The following is a 21475-nucleotide window of genomic DNA, read 5'->3' as shown; positions in this document are numbered from 1 at the left end:
CGAGATTGGACTTTCCCTTGAGAAAAGCCCTTTATGTAATTTCTGTGCTCTGTCTGCTTATTGCTGTTGCGGTTTGGCTGGTCATCCGCCCGCCCGTCTCACCATTCGAAGGACAACCGGCATCCGCCAGCATTTCCATCGAAGACGGTGCTTACTCCGCTCGGCTAGCCGATTGCGTAGCATGCCACACCGCCGAAGGTGGAAAGCCGTTCGCTGGCGGGCTCGCAATGGCCGTCCCGATGCTGGGGACCATCTATTCGACGAATATCACCTCCGACCGAGAGACCGGAATCGGTGATTGGACGCTGGCGGAATTCGACAATGCGGTGCGTCGCGGCGTCGGCCGCGACGGTCGACGTCTTTACCCGGCCATGCCCTACCCGTCCTATGCGAAAATGCCGGATGAAGAGATAGAGCGGCTCTACGCCTACTTTACGCGGCACGCCGACCCGGTCATATCCGCTAACCGTCCGACGGAAATCCCGTCACCGCTAAACATGCGTTGGCCGCTTGCATTCTGGAACGCGCTATTTCTTCCCGACGAGCCCTTTTCACCTTCACCTTCGCAATCTGAACAATGGAACCGTGGAGCTTATCTGGTTCAGGGCCCGGGACATTGTGGATCCTGCCACACCCCTCGTGGTCTGGCGATGCAGGAAGAAGCACTCGATGACGCCGGCGACACTTTTCTTTCCGGCGCTTTGCTGGACGGTTGGTACGCTCCCAGCTTACGCAATGATCCGGGTATAGGGCTAGCGTCTTGGAGCCAGGACGATATCGTCGCGTATCTGCGGGAAGGCCGGAATGAACATGGCGTCGTCTTCGGCTCCATGCTTGAAGCGTTCAATAACTCCACCCAGTTCATGACTGACGCAGATCTGACAGCTATGGCCGTTTATCTGAAGTCACTTACACCTTTTTCCGGCAACGACCGTCCTCAATGGTCCTATACAGCACAACCTTCAGTTCCGTCTCATGATAGTGATGGAGCGAGTATCTACGCCATGCGGTGTGCAAGCTGTCACGGTTCGGATGGCAAAGGCAGGTCTCCTTCTATCCCTCCCCTTGCCGGCGTCAGTTCAGTCCTCGCAGATAGCGCTCATTCGGCGATAAATATAACGCTCAACGGAGGTGGTCGGCTGGTCGTCAATGGCGAGCCGGACATCTACCGCATGCCGCAGATGAGAGCTTCAATGACGGATGCGGAGATTGCCAACGTGCTGAGCTACGTTCGTGGTGCATGGGGTAACACGGGCGGGCCGGTCGAGGTGGAGGACGTACGCGCTCTACGCACCACAACAGATCCCGCAAGTCCTGAGGTCAATATCCTTCAGATGCGCTGACTTATCATCGCGCAGTGTGGTGATCTGCATCATTCGAGAAAGTGTCCGGCGGACCAGGCGTCCGGCGGACATCAGCTAGAAATAGGAGCGAACGCGGTGACGTTAAACCTCGCTCTCCGAAATCTCTATTATGCCATCATCTCCCAATTGACCAAGAAGGCGCGCTCCGTTAAATGAGTAATTACATACTCATTGAGACTCAAATGGCCCGACCCCTAAGCGAAGACAAACGCATCGCTATACTGGATGCTGCGACCAATGCGGTCGCCGAGTTGGGTACCGGGGCGACAACCGCGCGCATATCGCAAGCCGCAGGAGTGTCAGAAGGCACCATATTTACATATTTCACAACTAAGGACGAATTGCTTAATCAGCTTTACGTCGCACTTAAGGCTGATCTGGGTGCCGGCATACTGGGAAACTATCCATCAGGAGGCAGCCTTCATGATCGCACTTACCATGTGTGGGATCGCCTGATTGAGTGGGGTCGCGCATATCCTGCCAAGAGCAAAGCTATGAAGCAACTGACCGTCTCTGATAAAATCACAGCGGATAGCCGCATGAAAGGTAAAGCTTTCTTTGAACAGATCGACGCTCTCATGGTGGATATTGCCAGCGGACCTTCACCCCACTTTTGTGGCGCCATACTTGTGGCATTGGCGGACATAACCACGGAATTCATGCGCAGGGAGCCGATGAAGGCCGAGGCCCACAAGAGGTCGGCGTTCGCTCTGTTCTGGGGCGGTTTGAGCCACTGAAATTTTACAATTTAAATGAGCATGTACGCGCTCATTATTTAGAAAGGAGAATTGCATGTCACGCAGTTGGTTTGTTACGGGAAGCTCTCGTGGTCTTGGCAGGGAAATCGTCACTGCCGCGTTGGAAGCGGGCGACAGGGTTTTTGCGACAGCGCGCAAACCTGAGCAACTCAATGACCTGGTCGAAAAGTATGGAGATCGAATTGTCACGCATAAACTGGATGTCAGCGACAGTTCTGCCGCATTTGCCGCGGTGGCTAGGGCCAACGTAGCTATGGGTTCGCTTGACGTCGTCGTAAATAACGCGGGTTACGCGAACGCGGGCTCCGTCGAAGATATCGGCGTGTCGGATTTCACCCAACAGATGCAGACCAATTTCTTTGGAACGTATTACGTCACGAAAGCCGCAATACCCATCATGCGGGAACAGGGGCAGGGCCACATATTTCAAGTGGCTTCCCTGGGTGCGCGGGTCATTGGTGCTGGTTTGACGGCATATCAAGCGGCCAAGTTTGCAGTAAGGGCTCTATCGGTCGGATTGGCTCAGGAGGTTGCTCCTCTTGGCATTCGGGTTGTGACTTTGGAGCCCGGTGGCATTCGCACCGACTGGGCCGGTGCCTCCATGGAAATCCCACCAATCAGTGAACCCTACCAACAGACAGTCGGGCCGCTCGCCAGCTATCTGCGACACATATCCGGCAAAGAGGCTTCAGACCCAGCTAAGATCGCCAAGGTCATAGTCCATTTGTCCACGCTTGACGACCTGCCAAGGGAGCTTTTGCTAGGCAGCGACACGTTCGAACATTTGGATGGTTTCAATCAGGCTGTTGCCGCCTCGGACGAGAAATGGAAGCCGGTCACGCTTTCCACCAAGGCTGACTGATCTTCAATCACGCTGACCAACTAAAGGGCGTTGTCTCTACGCGCATGCAATGCTTTCGCAGGTGTCCGCGCGTCGATCAAGGTGCGCATACCCTAGCGATCACGCGCCCTGGCAGAGATTCTCACTCTTCCAATTTTTGAAAGGAAACCATGAACTACCTTGAACGTGCACATCACCGCGTCGATCTGAGCACTATGATGTTGACAGGGTTCACCGCTCTGCTGGCACTCTGTGCCGGGGTACAGGCTTTCGCAGCGGATCCAACTACGATCCCCCCTGCGCGACTTACCGAAATAGCGGTCGCTGGAACAACCCCGATGGGCGCAGCCCCCATAAATTTGACAGCCCTTGGTTACACCGAACGAGAATTTTATGCCGTAGGTATGGCGAACCGATACGATGGTGCGCAGTCAGAGGAATTGGTTACCGCCAAGATTTTAGACAGCAACTGGCCATTTAAGACCCGCGTCCTTGTCCGGGCGCCTGCTCCTGAAAAATTCAACGGAACGCTCGTGGTAGAATGGGCGAATGTAACCGCGGGCCAAGACATCGATTTCGCTTTCGCCGAAGGGTATGAATACCTCACTCGCGAAGGATATGCGATTGCGGTGGTTTCGGCGCAGCGTGTCGGCGTGGATCGCCTGAAGACTTGGAGCCCTCAGCGCTATGGTACCCTATCGGTCGGCGCCGACAACTTGAACCCCAAAGATGGTAGCAAAATCGATGACTGCCCTATGGTACCCGCGTGCCCGGGCGACCCATTGTCATGGGACATCATGAGTCAGGTCACTAGAGCACTCAAGGATAATAGCGGCAACGACCAGCCGCTGCCCGGTCTTGCGGTTGAAAAATAATCGCGCTGGGTGAATCGCAGTCTGCCCGTCGCCTGACTACCTATTATAATGTGATACAGCCAATCTATCATCTCTTTGATGGATTTGTTTTCTTCGATCTTGCGGGCCCGCTCCGGTCGGATCAGCCCGTGCCAGCGATCAGCGTCAATTCGGAATCCACGGCACGGATTTTTCAGGACACAACAACGTCGCATTACACCCGCACCTGGGCGGTAGCGGGCGCTTCTCATTCCTCACTCTATGCCGGGGAGTATGTGAACGCGATGGTTGAACGTGACAAATCACTTCAAGGGCCCAATGGACCAATCTCGTTCACGAAATCTCTCGCTGCTTTTGATTGCGACCTGGAACCCTCGTTTAGTACGGTCGATCACGGGCTCGTTCTGAATAGCGCGCTGTCGTCGGTTCAAAAATGGATCGCGACCGGAGTTGTTGCTCCGCCTAGCAAATTGTTCACCCGTGACGCGTCGGGGGCACTTGAACGTGACGCAGAAGGCAAAGTGATGGGTGGCGTTAGGCTTTCCCAGTTCACAGCGCCGACGGCTAAGATAGCACCAAACGGAAAGGCAATCTTCTGTGTCCTCGCCGGCCATCACCGGGAATTTACAGGCGCGGAGCTAAAAGCCCGCTATGTCACCCATGAGAGCTATGTCCGCCAAGTGCGGGAGGCGATGTATCTCGCTTCAACGGAGCAATATGTTCTCCCTTTCGACCGCGACGCTGCCGTCACTTCGGCTGAGAATTCTGACATAGCTCGCTAACGCCGATCAAACCTTCCCAATGAATTTCACATTGCGGAATTTCTTGGCAAAGCTCGCGCTCAAGTCTGCCGCGCAGCAGACTCAGGCGCGGGCATTGTTGCTGGTGCGGCCTATGCGCAATTCCTGTCAGCACCATCTCGGCATGCAGTGCCGTTCAGCAGCATTGTCGCCCGGCATGGCAAAAGCCGGCTCAACCACGAATAGGATCTACCTGTCGCAGAAGTTTACCGCACTGGTGACGGCTTGTCGCGGCAATGGAACGGTAAGATAAGCATCGCCATCCCAAGGTCGCCAGCATTCTGGCTAAGCCTCTGCACTGGGGAGCACGACAACATCGGGAACTGACTTCACACCTTAACACGTCGGCGTGCTCAGCAGCTTCCTGTACGATTTGTTACATTCTGGAGATCTTCCTGGGACACCTCTGCGACAAACCCCGCATAGGCTTGACGAACGTCAGGATTTCCGTTGCCAGGATGAAATGGCCGGGTCCTAGACTTTTGCTCGAAAGGACTGGACATGAAAACCTCTGATGTTCTGGAAATATCACGACGAGATCTGATGGTCGGCACGGCTGCCGCCTCAGTAGCGATGACGGGAGGTGCGTCAAAAGCTTTGGCCCAGACCGATGCAACCGTTGGAGCGGAAACGTCCGCAGTCAGCTTCGTTGTCAATGGCACAAGGCAAAATCTGACATTGGACAACCGCACGACGCTGCTGGATGCTCTCCGTGAGCACCTACATCTTACGGGAACGAAAAAGGGCTGTGATCACGGACAATGTGGCGCCTGCACTGTCATGGTCGAGGGACGCCGTATCAATTCCTGTCTCTCGCTGGCACTGATGCATGAAGGTGATGAGATCACCACAATCGAGGGGCTCGGCACGCCCAGCAATATGCATGCGATGCAAGCCGCATTCGTCAAGCACGATGGGTTTCAGTGTGGCTATTGCACGCCCGGACAGATCTGTTCCTCTGTCGCGGTACTTGCCGAAATCAAGGCTGGCATTCCCAGCCATGTAACTGCGGATCTGAACGCGCAGACCGAAATCACCGAAATGGAGATCCGCGAGCGGATGAGCGGCAATATCTGTCGTTGCGGGGCGTATCCGAACATTGTTGCTGCTATCAGCGAAGTTGCAGGGAGGCCCGCATGAAATCCTTCACCTATTCCCGTGCAAAATCGACAACAGACGCCGCTTCCGCGATCGCAGGAAATCAGAATGCGAAATTCATCGCTGGCGGCACCAATCTTCTGGATTTGATGAAGCTGGAAATCGAGTCACCGACGCATTTGGTCGATGTCAACGGCCTCGGCATGGACAAGATCGAGGCTTTGCCCAACGGTGGCGTGAAAATCGGAGCGCTGGTCCGCAATACCGATCTCGCTGCTGACCCGCGGGTTCGCCGGGACTACGGTCTCCTGTCTCGTGCGCTTCTTGCAGGTGCTTCCGGACAACTGCGCAACAAGGCGACGACCGCCGGCAATCTTCTTCAGCGGACGCGCTGTCCTTACTTCTACGACACAAACCAGCCTTGTAACAAACGGGCGCCAGGCAGCGGCTGTTCGGCGATCGGCGGCTTCACCCGCCAACTCGGTGTCATTGGCGTGAGTGATGCCTGTATCGCGACCCATCCAAGCGATATGGCGATTGCCATGCGCGCCTTGGACGCCATTGTCGAAACGGCAAAGTCGGACGGCACGACACGCAATATCCCGATTGCTGATTTCCATCGCCTTCCGGGAGATACGCCGCATATCGAAACTGCGCTCGAACGAGATGAGATTATCACCGCAGTCTCCTTGCCGGCGCCAGTGGGAGGCCGCCACGTCTATCGCAAGGTGAGAGACCGTGCCTCCTACGCATTTGCGCTGGTATCGGTCGGTGCGATTATTCTTCCCGACGGAACCGGCCGCGTTGCGCTCGGTGGCGTTGCCCCTAAACCCTGGCGCGTCGAAAGCGCGGAAGCAGAGCTTCGAAACGGCGCAGGTGCCACGATGGCAAAAATCCTCGCAGGCGCGACGCCGACGGAAGAAAATGAATTCAAGGTGACACTTGCAGAGCGAACGCTCGCTGGCATTCTTGAAGAGACAAGGGGATAAGACATGCGTTTCGAAAAGCCTGCTACCCAGAACCCCATTGATCAGCTCAAGGTCGTCGGCCAGCATATCACGCGCATTGACGGACCGCAGAAGGTGACCGGCACGGCGACCTATGCCTATGAGTGGCATGATCCGAATCTCAACATCGCCTACGGCTATCCTGTCGGGGCTGCGATCGCTAAGGGCCGTATCAGCTCGATGGACGTCAAAGCTGCCCGCCGGGCTCCAGGTGTTCTGGCGATCGTCACCGCTGAATCCGCCGGTAAGCTGGGCAAAGGTCAGTTCAACATCGCAAAGCTGTTTGCCGGCCCCGAGATCTCCCACTACCACCAGGCCATCGCGGTTGTCGTTGCGGAAACCTTTGAGCAGGCGCGTGCGGCGTCCGCGCTCATCAAGGTTGACTACGTGGAGACTCCTGGGAATTTCGACCTTGCCGCATCCAAGGAGTCGGCCGTGATCCCAAAGGCCGGTAATCCTGAAAGCTCAATCGGCGATTTCTCGGCCGGCTTCGAAAACGCGGCCGTGAAAATGGATGAGACGTACACAACGCCGGACCATTCGCATTCGATGATGGAGCCGCATGCCTCGCTTGCCGTGTGGGATGGCGACGAGGTCACTCTCTGGACGTCCACCCAGATGGTGGCCTGGAACCGAAGCGAGCTGGCGACCACCCTCGGTATGAAGCCGGAGAAAGTCCACATCATGTCGCCGTTTATCGGCGGTGCCTTTGGCTCGAAACTTTTCCTACGTTCAGACGCATTGCTCGCCGTCCTTGGCGCAAAGGCAGCCGGCCGACCGGTCAAGCTCGCATTGCCAAGACCCTTCCTGATGAACAACACGACACATCGTCCCGCGACAATCCAGCGGATCCGGATTGGCGCCACGACGGAGGGCAAGATCACCGCAATTGCGCACGAAAGCTGGAACGGAAATCTGGTCGAGGGCAAGCTTGAAACTGCGGTGCAACAGACACGTCTCCTCTATGCTGGGGAACATCGCATGACAGCGATGCGGCTCGCCACGCTGGACTTGCCCGAGGGTAACGCTATGCGCGCACCCGGCGAAGCTCCGGGCTCCATGGCGCTTGAGGTTGCCATGGATGAAATGGCGGAAAAGCTGAAGATCGATCCAGTTGAGTTCCGCGTTATCAACGACACGCAGGTTGATCCGGAGAACCCTCAGAGAAAATTCTCTCATCGTCAGCTCGTAGAATGCTTTCGTACCGGTGCTGAGAAATTTGGATGGGCGAATAGGAATGCACAGCCCGGCCAAACGAGAGATGGTAGATGGCTGGTCGGCATGGGGGTTGCAGGCGCCCTGCGTAACAATCTGCTGTTCAAGTCTGCAGCTCGCGTGCGGCTCGGTGCAGATGGTGTTGTGACCGTCGAGACGGATATGACCGATATCGGCACGGGCAGCTTCACGATTATTGCGCAGACAGCTGCAGAGATGATGGGCCTACCGATGGATAAGGTCGCTGTTCAACTCGGCGATTCCCGGTTCCCGGCTTCCGCTGGTTCAGGCGGGCAATGGGGCGCAAACTGTTCTACCGCCGGGGTCTACGCAGCTTGCGTTGCACTTCGGGATGTGATTGCGCAGAAAGTTGGCTTCAATTCAGCCGATGTTACGTTTGCTGACGGCCATATCAAATCGGGCAACCGCGTCGTTCCACTATCGGAGGCGGCTGGAGCCGAAGGAATTGCTGGCGAAGATACGATCGAATTCGGTGATCTTGCAAAGCAAATGCAGCAATCCACATTCGGCGCTCATTTTGTTGAAGTCGGCGTGGATGTCTTCACTGCCGAGGTCCGCGTCCGGCGGATGCTAGCAGTTTGCGCTGCAGGTCGTATTCTCAATCCGATAACGGCCCGCAGCCAGGTTATCGGAGCGATGACCATGGGCGTTGGCGGTGCGTTCATGGAAGAACTTGCTGTCGACAAGCGCCGAGGCTTCTTTGTCAATCACGATCTGGCGAGCTACGAAGTCCCTGTTCATGCGGACATACCGCATCAGGACGTGATTTTCCTTGATGAAACGGACCCTTACTCATCCCCGATGAAGGCAAAGGGCGTTGGCGAGCTGGGCCTCTGTGGCGTGTCGGCAGCGCTTTCCAATGCAGTCTATAACGCGAGCGGCGTGCGCGTTCGGAACTATCCGGCAACACTGGATAAGCTTTTGAAGAACATGCCCACAATCGGCTGACATCGCCCGTGTGCGCGCCGCTTTTGGCGCGCACATCCTGATCTATGGAGTAACAGTCTTTTTTAGCCACTGCCCAGCGAGTTGTCATCGGTTTGGTCTGCGACCTGAATCGCCCATAGAAGCATCAGCGAAAGCGGATCATCGTAACGGGAATTGGGTACTGTGACCTAACGGGACTGCCGTCATGTGGTAGCTAACGATTACCGGATCGGCTTGGTTTTGAGCCGACAGCGACCATCAGCAATCTATGCCGCATCATATGGTGGCACTGGAAGTACATCGCAGACCTCGCGAAGATTTCTTCTGCTGCCGATAAGCGAACTAGACAGTCAACGTGGAGGGAGAGATATCAAATGCAGACTTGGTTGATCACCGGTTGTTCGACAGGCCTTGGCCGGAACCTGGCAGAAGCCGCGCTTCGCCAAAGAATGAACGTGGTGCTGACCGCACGCGACACGAGTTCGTTACGTAGCCTTTTAGAGGCATACTCCGATACCGCGATCAGTGCTGCGTTGGATGTGACAAAGCCCGATGAGATAAAAGACGCGGTCCGTGCAGCGGAAGAGCGGTTCGGGCGAATTGACGTCCTCGTCAACAATGCGGGCTATGGCTATCGAGCCGCGGTGGAGGAAGGCGATGACCGCGATGTCGCTGACCTTTTCGCAACAAACTTCTTCGGGACTGTAGGTATGATAAAGGCCGTACTTCCGGGGATGAGGGCACGCAGAAGCGGCACTATCTTGAACATATCGTCAACCGCGGGCCGGAGAGCCGCACCTGGATCAGGATATTATTCGGCATCAAAATTCGCCGTCGAAGGAATGTCCGATGCCCTTAGAAAAGAGGTCGGCCCTCTTGGTATCCGCGTCACGATTGTCGAACCGGGCGGCTTCCGCACTGATTTCTCGGGACGCTCGCTGAAGCAAACAAACAATGAGATCGGGGATTACGTCGAAACTGCTGGGCCAAGGCGCAAGGAGAATGACAAGACCCACGGCACGCAACGTGGTGATCCGGCCCGAGCCGCCGAAATATTGATCGATCTCGTTAAGCGGAAGGATCTTCCCGTAAGACTTTTACTGGGGCGGGAGGCTGTCAAAAGCGTGAGCGCCGAGGCGGATCGCCAGCGCCAGGAAATCGAGGACTGGCGGACAGTAAGTGAAAGCGCCGACTTCGCTTGAGAAAGTTTGGTCGGGTGTGACTTGACCCTGACGTTTTCGTTACCTTGAAACCCATGGTGCTGCCAAATAGAAGCCTTCACCGGTCCCGGCTGGGGCTGGTGCATAATGTCGAGTTCAAATCTTTCTACATCGGAAGAACTATCGAGGCTCTCAAACCAGGCCCAAGTGCGGCTAGAACAACATCGCCGCCGTGTTGGCGTGCAATTGCACGCGCAATGGAGAGCCCGAGGCCTGTTCCGCCAGTCTCACGACTCCGAGAGTCTTCAATTCGATAGAACGGCGCAAACACATCCTCCATTTGGTCTTCTGGAATCCCCGGTCCGTTGTCCTCAATGGCGACTTCGATCGAGCCCCCTCTGACATGGAGATGAACTGTTGCATGGCCCGCGTACCTCACGGCATTTTCGATCAGATTTCGTATCGTGCGACGCAATGCGTCCGGCCTGCATCGATAATTCAGGCGAGACATCGGCTGGACCGTGACGCCTGAACCCATTTCCGATAAATCCTCACATATACTTTCAACGAGTGCCGCCAGATCGATCGTGCGCGTCACCTCGAGACTGGTTTCCTGTTTGGCGAGGGCGAGGCACGCCTCGGTCATTGCCTCCATCTCGTCGATCGTCTTGAGCATTTTAAACTGTAGCTCGCGATCAGAAACAAGTTCGGCGCGCAGCCGTAAAATCGTCAGCGGCGTGCGCATATCGTGGCCAATTGCCCCCAGCATCCTTGTCTTGTCCTGAACGAACCGGTGAAGTCGCTCCTGCATCTGATTGAAAGCAATGGCGGTTCGTTGAATGTCTTCAGGTCCTGTCTCCGATAGTGGCGTCACGGGCTCGCCACGCCCCAGCTTCTCCGCCGCCCGGGTGAGATGAACAAGTGGCCTGACAAGACGGCGTGCCGTGACGAACCCAGCGAGAGAGACGAGCAAAGCGGTAACGGCAATGTTCAATGGTAACTGTGTCGCCCAGACTGAGGGAGGCGTATGTTTATAGTAGGCACCGTTCAGCGCAAGTCCGTCACCCAACGGCACCACGATACCCGCACCCTGTGTGCCTGCGTAGCCTATGTATTTGGCTTCGACCGGGTTGTCGCCAATCTCGCTGACAGCGCTGGTCCATTTCACATGAGACGTAAACAGTTCGGGAACAGCATCCTTTGACACAGGGGGGGCCGTGGCCGGACGATGCGTTTCGTGGCCTTGGCCCGCGGGTCTCAAATAGTCGCGCAATGAAAGCTGAAAGCTATGGAACGCTTCGGTAGCCCAGGCATCGAGATCATCGTCTTGGTCCTCAGACACCCAAAATCTGGTATATTCAGTGCTGCTCACTCTTGCCAAATCGGCTCTGAAATCATCCGGCACAAGTTCGATCATCCTCGCAACCGCGGAAGCTCTGCTGTTGAGCTCATTACGCGCGGATGTTTGGATGACGCCGAGGTAGGTCCACCATGAGAATGCTAAGGCAATTGCCTGCGATATGATGAGAGCGAGCAGCATTGACGCCGTGAGCTGAATCGCAAGGCTTTTCTTCCACCACCTCATGATGCAGTCCTCACGTTTGGCATGAAACTATAGCCACCACCCCAATGGGTCTGTATCAATGCAGGATTCTTTGGATCTTTCTCGATTTTCTTCCTTAATCGGCTTACTTGATTGTCGATACTACGATCGAAGGGATCCGCATGTCTGCCCACCGTCAAGTCGAGCAGTTCCTCCCGGCTCATCACGATTCCTGGGCGCTCTACGAACACTTTGAGTAGGCGAAACTCGGCCGTGCTCAACGGAATTCCGATCCCATCTTCGCCTTGAAGCTCTCGTCTCCCAAGATCGAATACCCAGTGCTCGAAACGCAGAAAACCTGAGCGTTGTTGGGGATCTGGAGCGCGGCTACTGGTTCGTCTCAACACCGCCTTTATCCGGGCTGCAAGCTCGCGGGTGCTGAAAGGCTTGATCAGATAATCATCGGCGCCAAGTTCCAGACCGATCACACGGTCGGTTTCATCCGCTTTGGCGGTCAAGAAAATAATGGGAATATTGCTGGAAGATCGTATTTGTCGGCACAATGTCATGCCGTCGTCGCCAGGCATCATAATGTCGAGTACGATGAGATCGGGCGCGCTTTTTTCGACGATCCGTCGCAGAGCCGCTCCATCTTCGGCGAGACTAACCTTATAGCCCTCGCGCTTCAGATACGATCCGACAAGATCTCTTATCTCAAGGTGATCATCGACGACCGCGATGTGCGTAGACACTTGACTGGCCCCTTAGTTTATTCAGCAATCATGCGCTGAGAGGAGCGCAATGAACCTTGATTGTAAAACAACGGATAACACAACATAAATAGCCGGCCGCCAGACTTCGATTACACTTTTTTACATTCCCCTACATTTGCGGCACGATTCTGATGACTCTCCGAGGTAATTGTTCGCAACACGGTGTGGGTCGCCACTTTCGGATCGGGCTTGGCATCGCCAAGCTCCTCGACGGAATCGCTTTCGACGCAAAACGATGCGGGCAAGGAAAAATCCTTTGATGAGAATACTTAGAAGCATCTTTGTGGCTACACTGCCTCTTTGGCTTTACCCAGCAATGGCTCATGGCCAAGCGTCACAACTCGTGATTGAGAAGCGAATGCCTCGAGAAAATGAGCATCTTTCTGCTCGCAGCACAGTTGGCGATCTCCTTCGACATCCAAGCTTTACTGGGTTTGCTTCACAGATCCTTCCTTGGGATGGACGCCGCTACGACGAGACAATGACACTAGCGGACATCGGGGCCTTACTTCCATACCACAGCAATGTTGACACGGAGTCAGTGCTAAGCGGCCTCAATCGCATGGTTGACGATATTGCGGCTGGTGACAGAGTTTTCTACGATTTCTACTCAGAAACCGAAAAGCGGGATCAACCTGGCAAAGCCGAAACGGGCCTGTTTTTCTTTCGTGGGAACCCTGGCGCGCCCTTCGCTGTCGTCGTGCCAGGGGGAGGCTTCGCCTATGTCGGCTCCGTTCACGAAGGATTTCCGTATGCCTTGGAAATCAACGCACAAGGATACAACGTCTTCGTGCTGCGATATCGCGCCGGCCAGGGTCGCACCATTCCCAACGAAGATCTCGCTGCAGCGCTCTCGTTCATCTTCGAGAACCGTCAAATGCTGCAGGTCGATATCGCGGGATATTCGCTGTGGGGCAGCTCCGCCGGCGCTCGTATCGCTGCGTCGATCGGGTCTCATGGGGTAGCTGCTTTCGGTGGAAGCGACCTCCCAAAGCCGGCAACCGTGGTCATGGCTTATACCGCTCACACCGATCGTTCAGACTCTGAACCACCGACATTTGCTGTCGTGGGCGAAAACGACGGAATTGCCCCGCCGTATTCGATGGAGAGCAGAATAAGCGAGCTCCGACAACAAGGAACACCAGTAGAGTATAGAAATTTCCCCGCTGTTGGCCACGGTTTTGGAACTGGCGTAGGTACGAGCGCTGAGGGCTGGCTTAAGGAAGCTACAAATTTTTGGACCAAATCACGCAAGAATTAGGGCTGATGGGAGTGTGTTTACGTGTGCACTATTCCGGTCGCCCGGATCGTGACGGACGCTCCCAATATTATATCCGACTTTCAGAGCGTGGTCTGTGCTTCTAGCTGCAGTGTTCTTCACCCAGCAGACTGATTCATAAAGCAACCTGCATTGCTTGGCGTCGTGGATGGGTGTTTCCGATGGCCGGGTCGAAAATCGGGAAACGATGTCGTCTCCATTCAAAATTCTAATCGTCGATGACAATGCCGACATTCGCGTTGAACTGAAGCATTATCTTGAGAGGAATGGATTTAGTGCCGTCGCTGTCGAGGGTGGCCGCGGCATGGACAAAGCGATGGCAAGAGAAACATTCGACATGGTTCTGCTTGACGTGCAAATGCCGGGAGAAAATGGCTTGGCAATTTGCCATCGCCTGCGCGCAAAAAGCAAAATTCCCGTAATGTTTCTCAGCGCATCGAGTGATGAGCTTGACCGAATTGTCGGCATTGAGATCGGAGCAGATGATTATGTTAGCAAACCGTTCAACCCGCGCGAAGTGCTTGCTAGGATAAAGGCGATCCTTCGTAGAGGAAAGGCTTCCCGTTCCACTGTCTCGGATCCGGTTGTGGGCAAGCGATTTCGGTTTGGTGCCTGGATCCTAGACGTGGACCGCCGCTCTCTTAGGAATAATTCGAATCTGGAGGTGGCGTTGACATCGGCGGATTTTCAGCTCCTTATCGCGCTATTGGAACGACCTCGCATCGTTCTTTCCAGGGACCAATTGCTGGAGTTAACAAGTGGGCGTGAAGCCCATGCCTTCGATCGTGCCATCGACAACCAGATCAGCAGGCTACGCCGCAAAATCGAGCGGAACCCGGCTAGGCCGGAGTTGATAATGACAGTGCGCGGAGGCGGGTACTCGCTTACGGCCGATGTCACGCGTGATATCTGATGCACGATGGACGCCGCATGGACCGCGATGCACATGAGAAATATAGTTACGGCCAGAGCAGATAATCCAGCGCTCACCTAGCCAGATTAATGCTGCGCGAAGGCAAACTAAAGTCCAAATTTGTCTCTTTAGGTGATCACCACTGCAAAGCGATCAGCCCCTTATTTCATCCGCCGGATTTCTTAACCGCCTGGCGTTTGTCTCAAAAATGGCCTTCCCCGCTCCGCTGGAAAACATGCTGCCTTAACTCGAGCCGTAACGAAACCTCTTATGGCAAAACATCGCCTTGTGATCTGGCGCACAGCCTCGCACTTGTAATCTGCCTTGAGATTTGTTCATTGCTGACACTTCTTATGGCTAATGAAAAGAAGACGAGCATCAAATTCACGACCATTCTCCGCCGCAGGCGATTGACTGGGGTCTTACAAGCTATGACGCCAGGAGCTCCTGGTGATATTCCATAGTGCTTGGGAAGGCAGCGGACGAGATCGGCGTTCGCCGTGGAAAAAGTTGCCTAGCTAACAGGGGAGGGTGGTCGGAACCTGGTCATCCTGACAAGCTGAAACCTCGGCTGCTAGTCGTCATCGACGCGTGCGTGCCTGTTCCCGAATCTGCTGGATAGCTGCATTGAACCCATCTGGTGTGTGGCTAGAACCAGCCAATTTGCCTACGTTGACTTCATCGAGGCGCCGTCCGACGACGACGGCCGGTACAGCGGCGGCGAAACGACGCTGCAACTCAAGTGACCGCGGGACAGTTGCATGCGGCTTGACCCGGACAGCGGTAACGGTGTCTCTCTTCAAATTGATTGTAACCGTGACGTAGGATGGGCCGCCGCCATACTGGCCAGTCGCGGTGTAATGCCCATCCGCGTATCGATTACGCTGGGACGATGCGCTTGTTTGAGCTTGAGCATTGGCATCCAGTTGGGAAGCGAGTATGGCCGCCATAATCGTGGCTGCTGCGAAGTGTCTTACAAGTCGGGTGCGTCTTTTCAAACTCATCAGGCTTTTCCATTCTAAGATTTAGCTGGCGACCATTGCGGTCGCATCTTCGTGGTCATCGGCAAATGTCAAACATCTCGAGGCATGTGTGCCAGGATCTTGTCGACGGTCAGCGGATAATTGCGCACGCGGACCCCGGTCGCGTTGTAGACGGCGTTGGCGATTGCGGCCGCCACCCCCGTGTGGCCGAGTTCACTCACGCCCTTGGCTTTCATGGGCGACGACATCGGATCCAACTGGTCGAGGAAGATAACCTCCTGATGCGGTATATCTGCATGCACGGGCACCTCGTAACCGGCGAGATCGTGGTTGACAAAAAAGCCGCGGCGTTTGTCCACCGCAAGCTCTTCCATCAGCGCTGCACCCACCCCCATAGTCATGGCTCCGATAACTTGGCTTCGCGCTGTTTTCGGATTGAGAATCCGACCGGCATCGCACACGGCAAGCATACGCCTAATACGGATCTCTGCCGTATCCGTATCGACCGCAACCTCGACGAATTGTGCTCCGAAGGTCTGCTGCTCATATTTCGTTGCGAGCTCTCCCCATTCCATGGTCTCCTCTACGACGATATCTCCATCCCGTGCCGCCTCAATTAAGGAAATGCGGCGGTCGCCGGAGCGTACATGGCCATCAACGAACTCCGAATCTGTCGAATTCAGTCCAAGCTTGGCCGCAATCGCTTCTCGTAGCTTGATACAGGCGGCGTAGACACCCGATGTCGACGAATTCGCTCCACGCTGCCCGGCCGACCCCGAGGCTCTGGGAAAACGGGAATCGCCAAGCGAAACCGCGACCATTGCCATCGGTAGCCCCATCATCTCGGCTGCCGTCTGGGCGATGATCGTATAGGTTCCAGTCCCGATATCGGTCATGTCCGTCTCGACAGTGAGTACGCCATCGACGCCGAGCCTGATACGCGCGCCAGAGTCGCGCGTCCGGTTTGCACGGATCGCGGATGCTACTCCCATCCCGATCAATGTTCTTCCATCCCTGACGCGTCGCGGTGTCGCAACCCGGTCCCGCCAGCCGAATCGGTCCGCTCCCACCCTTAGACATTCAACGAAATTGCGGGCGGAAAACGGACGCTCAGGGTTTTCCGGATCGACCTGTGTGTCATTCAGGATGCGAAACTTTACCGGGTCCATGCCGAGCCGCTCAGCCATCTCGTCCATGGCAATTTCAAGTGCCATCATACCCGAGGCTTCTCCGGGCGCGCGCATCGCGTTCGCTTCCGGCAAGTCAAGGGCGGCCAGACGCATTGCCGTATGACGGTGTTCGCCGGCATAAAGAAAGCGCGTCGGAATGACAGCCGTTTCCAAAGTCCCGCCCGCAAGATTCCCCGACCAGCTCTCATGCGAAATGGCCGTGAGCTTACCAGTTCTATCCGCGCCGAGGCGAATACGCTGAATGGTTGCTGCACGGTGCGTCGTGTTGTTGAACATCAGCGTTCGCGTCTGGGCAACCTTCACTGGGCGTCCGGCTGCGCGCGCGCCGAGTGCGGCAAGAACGGCATCTGCTCCCACTGTCGCCTTACCGCCAAAACCGCCGCCGATATAAGGCGATACCAGACGGAAATTCTCTTCCGGCATATCGAAGATAAGGGCAAGGTCGCGCACGCCCCAATTGATCATTTGCTGCGACGACCACAAGGAAAGCCTGTCTCCCTCCCACAGGGCCAGCGTGGCATGTGGCTCCATCATCGCATGGCTCTGGTCGGGGGTCGTGTAGGTTTCCTCCAACTGAACCGGTGCCGTCGAGAAGGCGCGGTCGAAATCGCCGACCAGGGTATCGGCGTTCTGTTTGCCCAGTTCCCGTGCAGCGCTCTTCGCATCGTTCAGATCGAAGGATCCATCTGCTGCGACATACTCGACCCGCACGAGATTGGCGGCCGCTCGGGCCCGCTCGAATGTATCGGCGACTACCACCGCGACTGCCTGATGGTAATGCTCGACTTCCGCTCCCGCGAGAGGCCTTGCAGCCAGGAATTGTCCCTTGCCTAGCTTTCCGGCGTTCTCCGCGGTCACGATGGCGATCACACCGGGTGCCGCATGTGCTGCGCTGAGGTCAATCGCGGAAATACGACCTTTGGCAATCGAGGATCCGACGATATAGCCATAGGCGATGTCGAGGGCCGGATCGTGCCACTCGTAGGCGTAGGTCGCGGTACCAGCCACCTTGAGCGGCCCGTCGATACGGTCGAGCGGCTGGCCGACAACCGTCATGCGGTCAATTGGATTGGTGGTGGCCGGTGTATCGAATCTCATCGGTTCAATCCTTTGGTGTTGGTTAGGGAGGTGGCGGCTTTTATGCCACACCATCAAGCCCTTGAATTCGTTCCAATTTTGACGCCGCTTCTGCCCCTGAGGGGATCAGTATCTTGGGGCAACGCCTCCCATTCCAATAGGTTCTGTGGCCTTCCACTTCATTAGATTGCGGATGGGTGTCTCCAGTTCCTAAGGTTCGATAATACAGTTGCGTCCAGATTGTTGACCAAATCGGCTTTTCTTAGAACCTAGAGAGCCCCACGCAGGGGATTAGTAGCATCCTTCGGGATACCCTCATAAGCGGTGCTAATTAATCAAAAAAGAGTGAGTTGGATTTTACCGCAATGTCTCGGCCGTATATCGCGCCAGAAGCTCGTAAGCCTGCCAGTCATACCACCCGAATTCACACATGCATTCATTAGTTCTGCTTATTGCCCCATGCTGATTATGGAGCCTAATCATGCAATCCACCGGACTTATATTTTGAGGATAGTAGACTGGAGCAAACGGCGACACGCGTCCGCGAGGCAACGGTTGTTATTTTACGATCCATAAGGAGAAAAGACATGGCGACTTGGTTGATAACGGGATGCTCGACGGGTCTTGGCCGAAGCCTGGCCAAAAAAGTTGTTGAGGCTGGCCACAATGTTGTCGCGACGGCCCGGAACGTGGAAACAATTCGCGATCTGGTGCACTCCTATCCAGGTACGGCAGTCGCCGTGGCGCTCGATGTCACCGATCAAGATCAAATCCAGCAAGCGGTGGCCCTTTGTGAGCGCAGGTTCGGATCTGTCGATGTCCTGGTCAACAATGCCGGATATGGTTACCGCGCAGCCGTCGAGGAAGGCGATGAAAGCGAGGTCGCTCAGCTCTTCGCCACTAATTTCTTCGGCGCGGTTGCCATGATCAAAGCGGTTCTTCCCGGCATGCGCGCGAAGCGCAACGGTGTGATCTTCAACGTCTCTTCGATAGCCGGACGTCTGGCCGCTGCGGGGTCCGGCTATTACGCCGCCAGCAAATTTGCGATCGAGGGCATGTCGGATGCCTTGCGCAAGGAGGTGGCTCCGCTCGGGATCAGGGTGGCCGCAATTGATCCGGGCCCCTTCAGGACGGACTTTTCCGGTCGCTCGCTTCAACAGGCCAAGGCCAACATCTCCGACTACGCCGAAACTTCCGGCACGCGCCGCAAGGAAAACGACAAGTCGCACGGCACCCAGAGCGGTGATCCGGATCGGGCGGCGGAGGTCATGATGGAGGTTGCTTCAGGTTCCGCCTTTCCGACCAAGCTGCTGCTTGGAAGCGATGCGGTGAGGATCGTCGGCGAGGAACTCGAAAGACAGCGGGAGGAAATCCTTGCCTGGGAAAGTATCAGCCGGAGTACGGATTTCGCCGAGTGATCGCGATTGGCCGGGTGGTATCAGCACCTAGATTCGCGGGTAGTGGCAGGAGGGAGACAGTGTGACGGTGAACAAATTTTCATTTGATGCACTGGTCCGAGCGCGTCATTCGGTGCGGGCGTTCCTGCCGACGCCCATCCCGCACGATGCGCTGCAGGATATCCTTTCGGATGCACAGCACGCGCCCTCCAACTGCAATACGCAGCCCTGGAAGGTGCATGTCGTGTCGGGAACGTCGCTGGTGTCTCTGAGTGGATCCTTGCTGGCCGCCTTGCGATCGAGGCATGAACGGCCGGACTTCACCTTCGACAAGGGCGATTACCCGGAGCCTTACCTCGGCCGCGCACGAGATCAGGGTGAGGCTTACTACGAGGCGCTTGGCGTTGCCCGTGAGGACAAGCTGACAAGGGCGCAGATCGTTGAGCGCAATGTGAGGTTCTTCGGTGCGCCGCATGTCGCATTCCTCTTCATGCCGACGGTCGGGGACAATGTGAGGGTGGCATCGGATGTTGGCATGTATGCCCAGACATTCCTGCTGTCTCTTGCGGCACGCGGATATGCCGGCATTCCGCAGGCGGCGCTCAGCTACAATCCGGACACGGTTCGCAACGCACTCGGCGTATCCGCGGACATGAAGCTTCTTTTCGGCATCTCTTTTGGCGAAGCGAACCGTACCCATCCCGCCTTTGCCTACAGGGAAGGCCGCGCTCCGGTTGAGCAGGCTGTGGTCTGGCATGCATAACCGACTTCAGGATGAGGACGTGAGGAGGGCAAGGTTGCCATGAGCGTTTCAACAATGACGGTGCTTGCCGTGGGAGCCACCGGAAGTATCGGGCAGTTTGTGGTCGACGAGGTGATCGCGCAGGGGCACCGGGTTCGTGCGCTCACCCGCCGGCCAGAACGGTTGCGCCCTCGCGATGGTCTCGACGTGATCGCGGGCGATCTGACGCGGCCGCATTCGCTGATCGAAGCGGTCACGGGCATTGACGCCATTGTCTTTACGCATGGCACCTATGGCAGCATCCGGGATGCCGAGACGACGGATTACGGCGGGGTGCTGAACATCCTTACGGCGCTCGGCGAAACGAAAGTTCGGATCGCGCTGATGACGGCGATCGCTGTGACCGACCGCAAAGGGGCGCATGACTGGAAACGGCGTGCCGAACGGCTGGTCCGCGCGAGCGGCAATTCCTACACGATCGTGCGGCCCGGCTGGTTCGATTACAACGACCGCGAGCAGCAAAGCCCGCTTTTTCTGCAGGGTGACAGACGGCAATCCGGGACGCCGAAGGACGGAGTGATTTCCCGGCTGCAGGTTGCCCGGGTTCTGGTCAGAAGTCTGACCTCGTCGTCAGCCGTTCGACGAACATTCGAACTCGTTGCGCAACATGGACCGGCGCCGGTCGACTTCGATCGGTTGTTTGCCGCCATCGACGGGGATCCACATGGCGTTATTGACGGTGTTCACGACGCCGACAACATGGTGCTCGACAGGGAGCCGGAGGATGTTCGCGCGACGCTTTGCAAGAGCTTGTCTGCATTTGCCGCACGGTGAGTTCGTCGTTGCGGTTGGCAGGCCGAAACGTGCGTTGGTGATCGGCCGGGAAGATCTTCCATTTCGTGCCATCCCAGTTTTTCTCCGGGTATGTCTGACGAGGTTACAGATTCGGACATATCGGGCAAACTTCTGCGAACGATGACTGGTAGAGTCAAGACTGACCCTTCGGCTTCGACTGGTGGGCAATAAATGTTTCAAGCTTCACGGACCTCACAGGCATTTGCCGATAGTGCGATTAGTGCGATGAATAAAACGATGAGTATCAATATCGAGATGGACGTTAGCCCCGCGATCCTACGGACGGAGGGAGGCCTTCTTGCCATTCGACGCATACTTGATGATTTCTGCCGTGACCGAGGTCTCGCCATCGATCACCCGATTGCTTGCGAGGCGGCATCCATGCTCATGAACCGGGGCCTCTTCCTGGAAGAGCGCCATCCGCAGGTGCTACGTTCGGAGCTTGACGATTGGTATTCACGTCGAAGAAGCAAGCGCCGCTCGGTTGTCGATAGAAATGAAGGCTGACGACGGGCTAGGCAGCCACGTTCTCGACTAGGTCGGCAGAGGTCGATCAGGCTTTCGATCACCACTTCGCAACCGCGCCATTGCCGGAGACATTCCGGGGGAACACGCGCCCAGCGGCGATTTGGCGATCGGATCGGTGCCTTGCGAATTCCCGCTTCGGTCCGATGGCGC

At 56.2% G+C, this 21475-nt stretch carries 18 protein-coding genes and 1 pseudogene; 15 read left to right on the top strand and 4 right to left on the bottom strand.

From position 1 onward, the window contains the following. Positions 1 to 17 precede the first annotated feature (17 nt). The 9 genes and pseudogenes from AC0JZ4_RS24755 (at position 18) to AC0JZ4_RS24715 (ending at position 10087) form a co-directional block, all read left to right on the top strand. Positions 18 to 1343 (top strand): c-type cytochrome, encoded by a 1326-nt coding sequence (locus tag AC0JZ4_RS24755; protein WP_471889180.1) that lies wholly within the window; start codon positions 18 to 20, stop codon positions 1341 to 1343. A 203-nt stretch (positions 1344 to 1546) separates the two neighbouring features. Beyond that, positions 1547 to 2101 carry a TetR/AcrR family transcriptional regulator gene (locus AC0JZ4_RS24750; RefSeq protein WP_471889179.1) on the top strand — a complete coding sequence of 185 codons (555 nt, stop codon included), beginning with the start codon at positions 1547 to 1549 and terminating at the stop codon, positions 2099 to 2101. A 55-nt stretch (positions 2102 to 2156) separates the two neighbouring features. After that, positions 2157 to 2984 (top strand): SDR family NAD(P)-dependent oxidoreductase, encoded by an 828-nt coding sequence (locus AC0JZ4_RS24745; protein ID WP_471889178.1) that lies wholly within the window; start codon positions 2157 to 2159, stop codon positions 2982 to 2984. 149 nt (positions 2985 to 3133) lie between these two features. Next, positions 3134 to 4599, top strand: a pseudogene (locus tag AC0JZ4_RS24740) (alpha/beta hydrolase domain-containing protein). Between the two features lie 43 nt (positions 4600 to 4642). After that, entirely contained in the window at positions 4643 to 4870 is a 228-nt protein-coding gene (locus AC0JZ4_RS24735) for a hypothetical protein (protein ID WP_471889177.1), read from the top strand. A 248-nt stretch (positions 4871 to 5118) separates the two neighbouring features. Then, positions 5119 to 5757: an aldehyde dehydrogenase iron-sulfur subunit PaoA gene (gene paoA / locus AC0JZ4_RS24730; protein WP_471889176.1), complete on the top strand. Its 639-nt coding sequence runs from the start codon at positions 5119 to 5121 to the stop codon at positions 5755 to 5757. Beyond that, the gene (locus tag AC0JZ4_RS24725) at positions 5754 to 6704 is read left to right on the top strand and encodes an FAD binding domain-containing protein (RefSeq protein WP_471889175.1); all 951 of its coding nucleotides are present in this window, start codon (positions 5754 to 5756) and stop codon (positions 6702 to 6704) included. The genes paoA and AC0JZ4_RS24725 overlap by 4 nt, the downstream gene beginning before the upstream one ends. Before the next feature lie 3 nt (positions 6705 to 6707). Beyond that, the gene (gene paoC, locus AC0JZ4_RS24720) at positions 6708 to 8906 is read left to right on the top strand and encodes an aldehyde oxidoreductase molybdenum-binding subunit PaoC (RefSeq protein ID WP_471889174.1); all 2199 of its coding nucleotides are present in this window, start codon (positions 6708 to 6710) and stop codon (positions 8904 to 8906) included. A 353-nt stretch (positions 8907 to 9259) separates the two neighbouring features. Continuing rightward, on the top strand, positions 9260 to 10087 hold the full coding sequence (locus AC0JZ4_RS24715) for an oxidoreductase (RefSeq protein ID WP_471889173.1): 828 nt from the start codon (positions 9260 to 9262) through the stop codon (positions 10085 to 10087). Positions 10088 to 10211: 124 nt separating this feature from the next. On the opposite strand, the gene AC0JZ4_RS24710 is transcribed toward AC0JZ4_RS24715, so the two are convergent. Both AC0JZ4_RS24710 and AC0JZ4_RS24705 read right to left on the bottom strand, forming a co-directional pair. After that, positions 10212 to 11630, bottom strand: a complete 1419-nt coding sequence (locus AC0JZ4_RS24710; RefSeq protein WP_471889172.1) for an ATP-binding protein — start codon at positions 11628 to 11630, stop codon at positions 10212 to 10214. Then, positions 11627 to 12340 carry a response regulator gene (locus tag AC0JZ4_RS24705; RefSeq protein WP_471889171.1) on the bottom strand — a complete coding sequence of 238 codons (714 nt, stop codon included), beginning with the start codon at positions 12338 to 12340 and terminating at the stop codon, positions 11627 to 11629. The genes AC0JZ4_RS24710 and AC0JZ4_RS24705 overlap by 4 nt, the downstream gene beginning before the upstream one ends. 280 nt (positions 12341 to 12620) lie before the next feature. Between AC0JZ4_RS24705 and AC0JZ4_RS24700 the strand changes: the two genes are divergently transcribed. Beyond that, entirely contained in the window at positions 12621 to 13622 is a 1002-nt protein-coding gene (locus AC0JZ4_RS24700; protein ID WP_471889170.1) for an alpha/beta hydrolase, read from the top strand. A 166-nt stretch (positions 13623 to 13788) separates the two neighbouring features. After that, on the top strand, positions 13789 to 14553 hold the full coding sequence (locus tag AC0JZ4_RS24695; protein WP_471889169.1) for a response regulator: 765 nt from the start codon (positions 13789 to 13791) through the stop codon (positions 14551 to 14553). Positions 14554 to 15134: 581 nt separating this feature from the next. Here the strand turns inward: AC0JZ4_RS24695 and AC0JZ4_RS24690 are convergent. Next, complete coding sequence (locus tag AC0JZ4_RS24690) at positions 15135 to 15557, bottom strand: hypothetical protein (RefSeq protein ID WP_471889168.1); 423 nt, start codon at positions 15555 to 15557, stop codon at positions 15135 to 15137. 68 nt (positions 15558 to 15625) lie between these two features. Next, positions 15626 to 17824 carry an aldehyde oxidoreductase molybdenum-binding subunit PaoC gene (paoC, locus tag AC0JZ4_RS24685; RefSeq protein ID WP_471889167.1) on the bottom strand — a complete coding sequence of 733 codons (2199 nt, stop codon included), beginning with the start codon at positions 17822 to 17824 and terminating at the stop codon, positions 15626 to 15628. Positions 17825 to 18390: 566 nt separating this feature from the next. Between paoC (AC0JZ4_RS24685) and AC0JZ4_RS24680 the strand changes: the two genes are divergently transcribed. The 4 genes from AC0JZ4_RS24680 (at position 18391) to AC0JZ4_RS24665 (ending at position 21304) form a co-directional block, all read left to right on the top strand. Next, positions 18391 to 19221 carry an oxidoreductase gene (locus AC0JZ4_RS24680; protein WP_471889166.1) on the top strand — a complete coding sequence of 277 codons (831 nt, stop codon included), beginning with the start codon at positions 18391 to 18393 and terminating at the stop codon, positions 19219 to 19221. Between the two features lie 67 nt (positions 19222 to 19288). Next, positions 19289 to 19963 carry a nitroreductase gene (locus AC0JZ4_RS24675; protein WP_471889165.1) on the top strand — a complete coding sequence of 225 codons (675 nt, stop codon included), beginning with the start codon at positions 19289 to 19291 and terminating at the stop codon, positions 19961 to 19963. 39 nt (positions 19964 to 20002) lie between these two features. Further along, the gene (locus tag AC0JZ4_RS24670) at positions 20003 to 20776 is read left to right on the top strand and encodes an SDR family oxidoreductase (protein ID WP_471889164.1); all 774 of its coding nucleotides are present in this window, start codon (positions 20003 to 20005) and stop codon (positions 20774 to 20776) included. A 258-nt stretch (positions 20777 to 21034) separates the two neighbouring features. Further along, complete coding sequence (locus tag AC0JZ4_RS24665) at positions 21035 to 21304, top strand: hypothetical protein (protein WP_471889163.1); 270 nt, start codon at positions 21035 to 21037, stop codon at positions 21302 to 21304. Positions 21305 to 21475: the final 171 nt, after the last annotated feature.

Source organism: [Rhizobium] kunmingense (assembly GCF_977018605.1).
The sequence above is the reverse complement of the archived record's forward strand: the minus strand, read 5'-3'. Positions and strand labels throughout refer to the sequence as shown.

Bases quoted from the DNA above. Each gene is read 5' to 3' on its own strand.
- AC0JZ4_RS24670 (WP_471889164.1), top strand. From the start codon at position 20,003: ATGAGCGTTTCAACAATGACGGTGCTTGCCGTGGGAGCCACCGGAAGT.
- AC0JZ4_RS24710 (WP_471889172.1), bottom strand. From the start codon at position 11,630: ATGAGGTGGTGGAAGAAAAGCCTTGCGATTCAGCTCACGGCGTCAATG.
- AC0JZ4_RS24695 (WP_471889169.1), top strand. From the start codon at position 13,789: ATGGGTGTTTCCGATGGCCGGGTCGAAAATCGGGAAACGATGTCGTCT.
- AC0JZ4_RS24700 (WP_471889170.1), top strand. From the start codon at position 12,621: ATGAGAATACTTAGAAGCATCTTTGTGGCTACACTGCCTCTTTGGCTT.
- AC0JZ4_RS24680 (WP_471889166.1), top strand. From the start codon at position 18,391: ATGGCGACTTGGTTGATAACGGGATGCTCGACGGGTCTTGGCCGAAGC.
- paoA (WP_471889176.1), top strand. From the start codon at position 5,119: ATGAAAACCTCTGATGTTCTGGAAATATCACGACGAGATCTGATGGTC.
- AC0JZ4_RS24665 (WP_471889163.1), top strand. From the start codon at position 21,035: ATGAGTATCAATATCGAGATGGACGTTAGCCCCGCGATCCTACGGACG.
- AC0JZ4_RS24725 (WP_471889175.1), top strand. From the start codon at position 5,754: ATGAAATCCTTCACCTATTCCCGTGCAAAATCGACAACAGACGCCGCT.
- paoC (WP_471889167.1), bottom strand. From the start codon at position 17,824: ATGAGATTCGATACACCGGCCACCACCAATCCAATTGACCGCATGACG.
- paoC (WP_471889174.1), top strand. From the start codon at position 6,708: ATGCGTTTCGAAAAGCCTGCTACCCAGAACCCCATTGATCAGCTCAAG.
- AC0JZ4_RS24715 (WP_471889173.1), top strand. From the start codon at position 9,260: ATGCAGACTTGGTTGATCACCGGTTGTTCGACAGGCCTTGGCCGGAAC.
- AC0JZ4_RS24690 (WP_471889168.1), bottom strand. From the start codon at position 15,557: ATGAGTTTGAAAAGACGCACCCGACTTGTAAGACACTTCGCAGCAGCC.
- AC0JZ4_RS24745 (WP_471889178.1), top strand. From the start codon at position 2,157: ATGTCACGCAGTTGGTTTGTTACGGGAAGCTCTCGTGGTCTTGGCAGG.
- AC0JZ4_RS24750 (WP_471889179.1), top strand. From the start codon at position 1,547: ATGGCCCGACCCCTAAGCGAAGACAAACGCATCGCTATACTGGATGCT.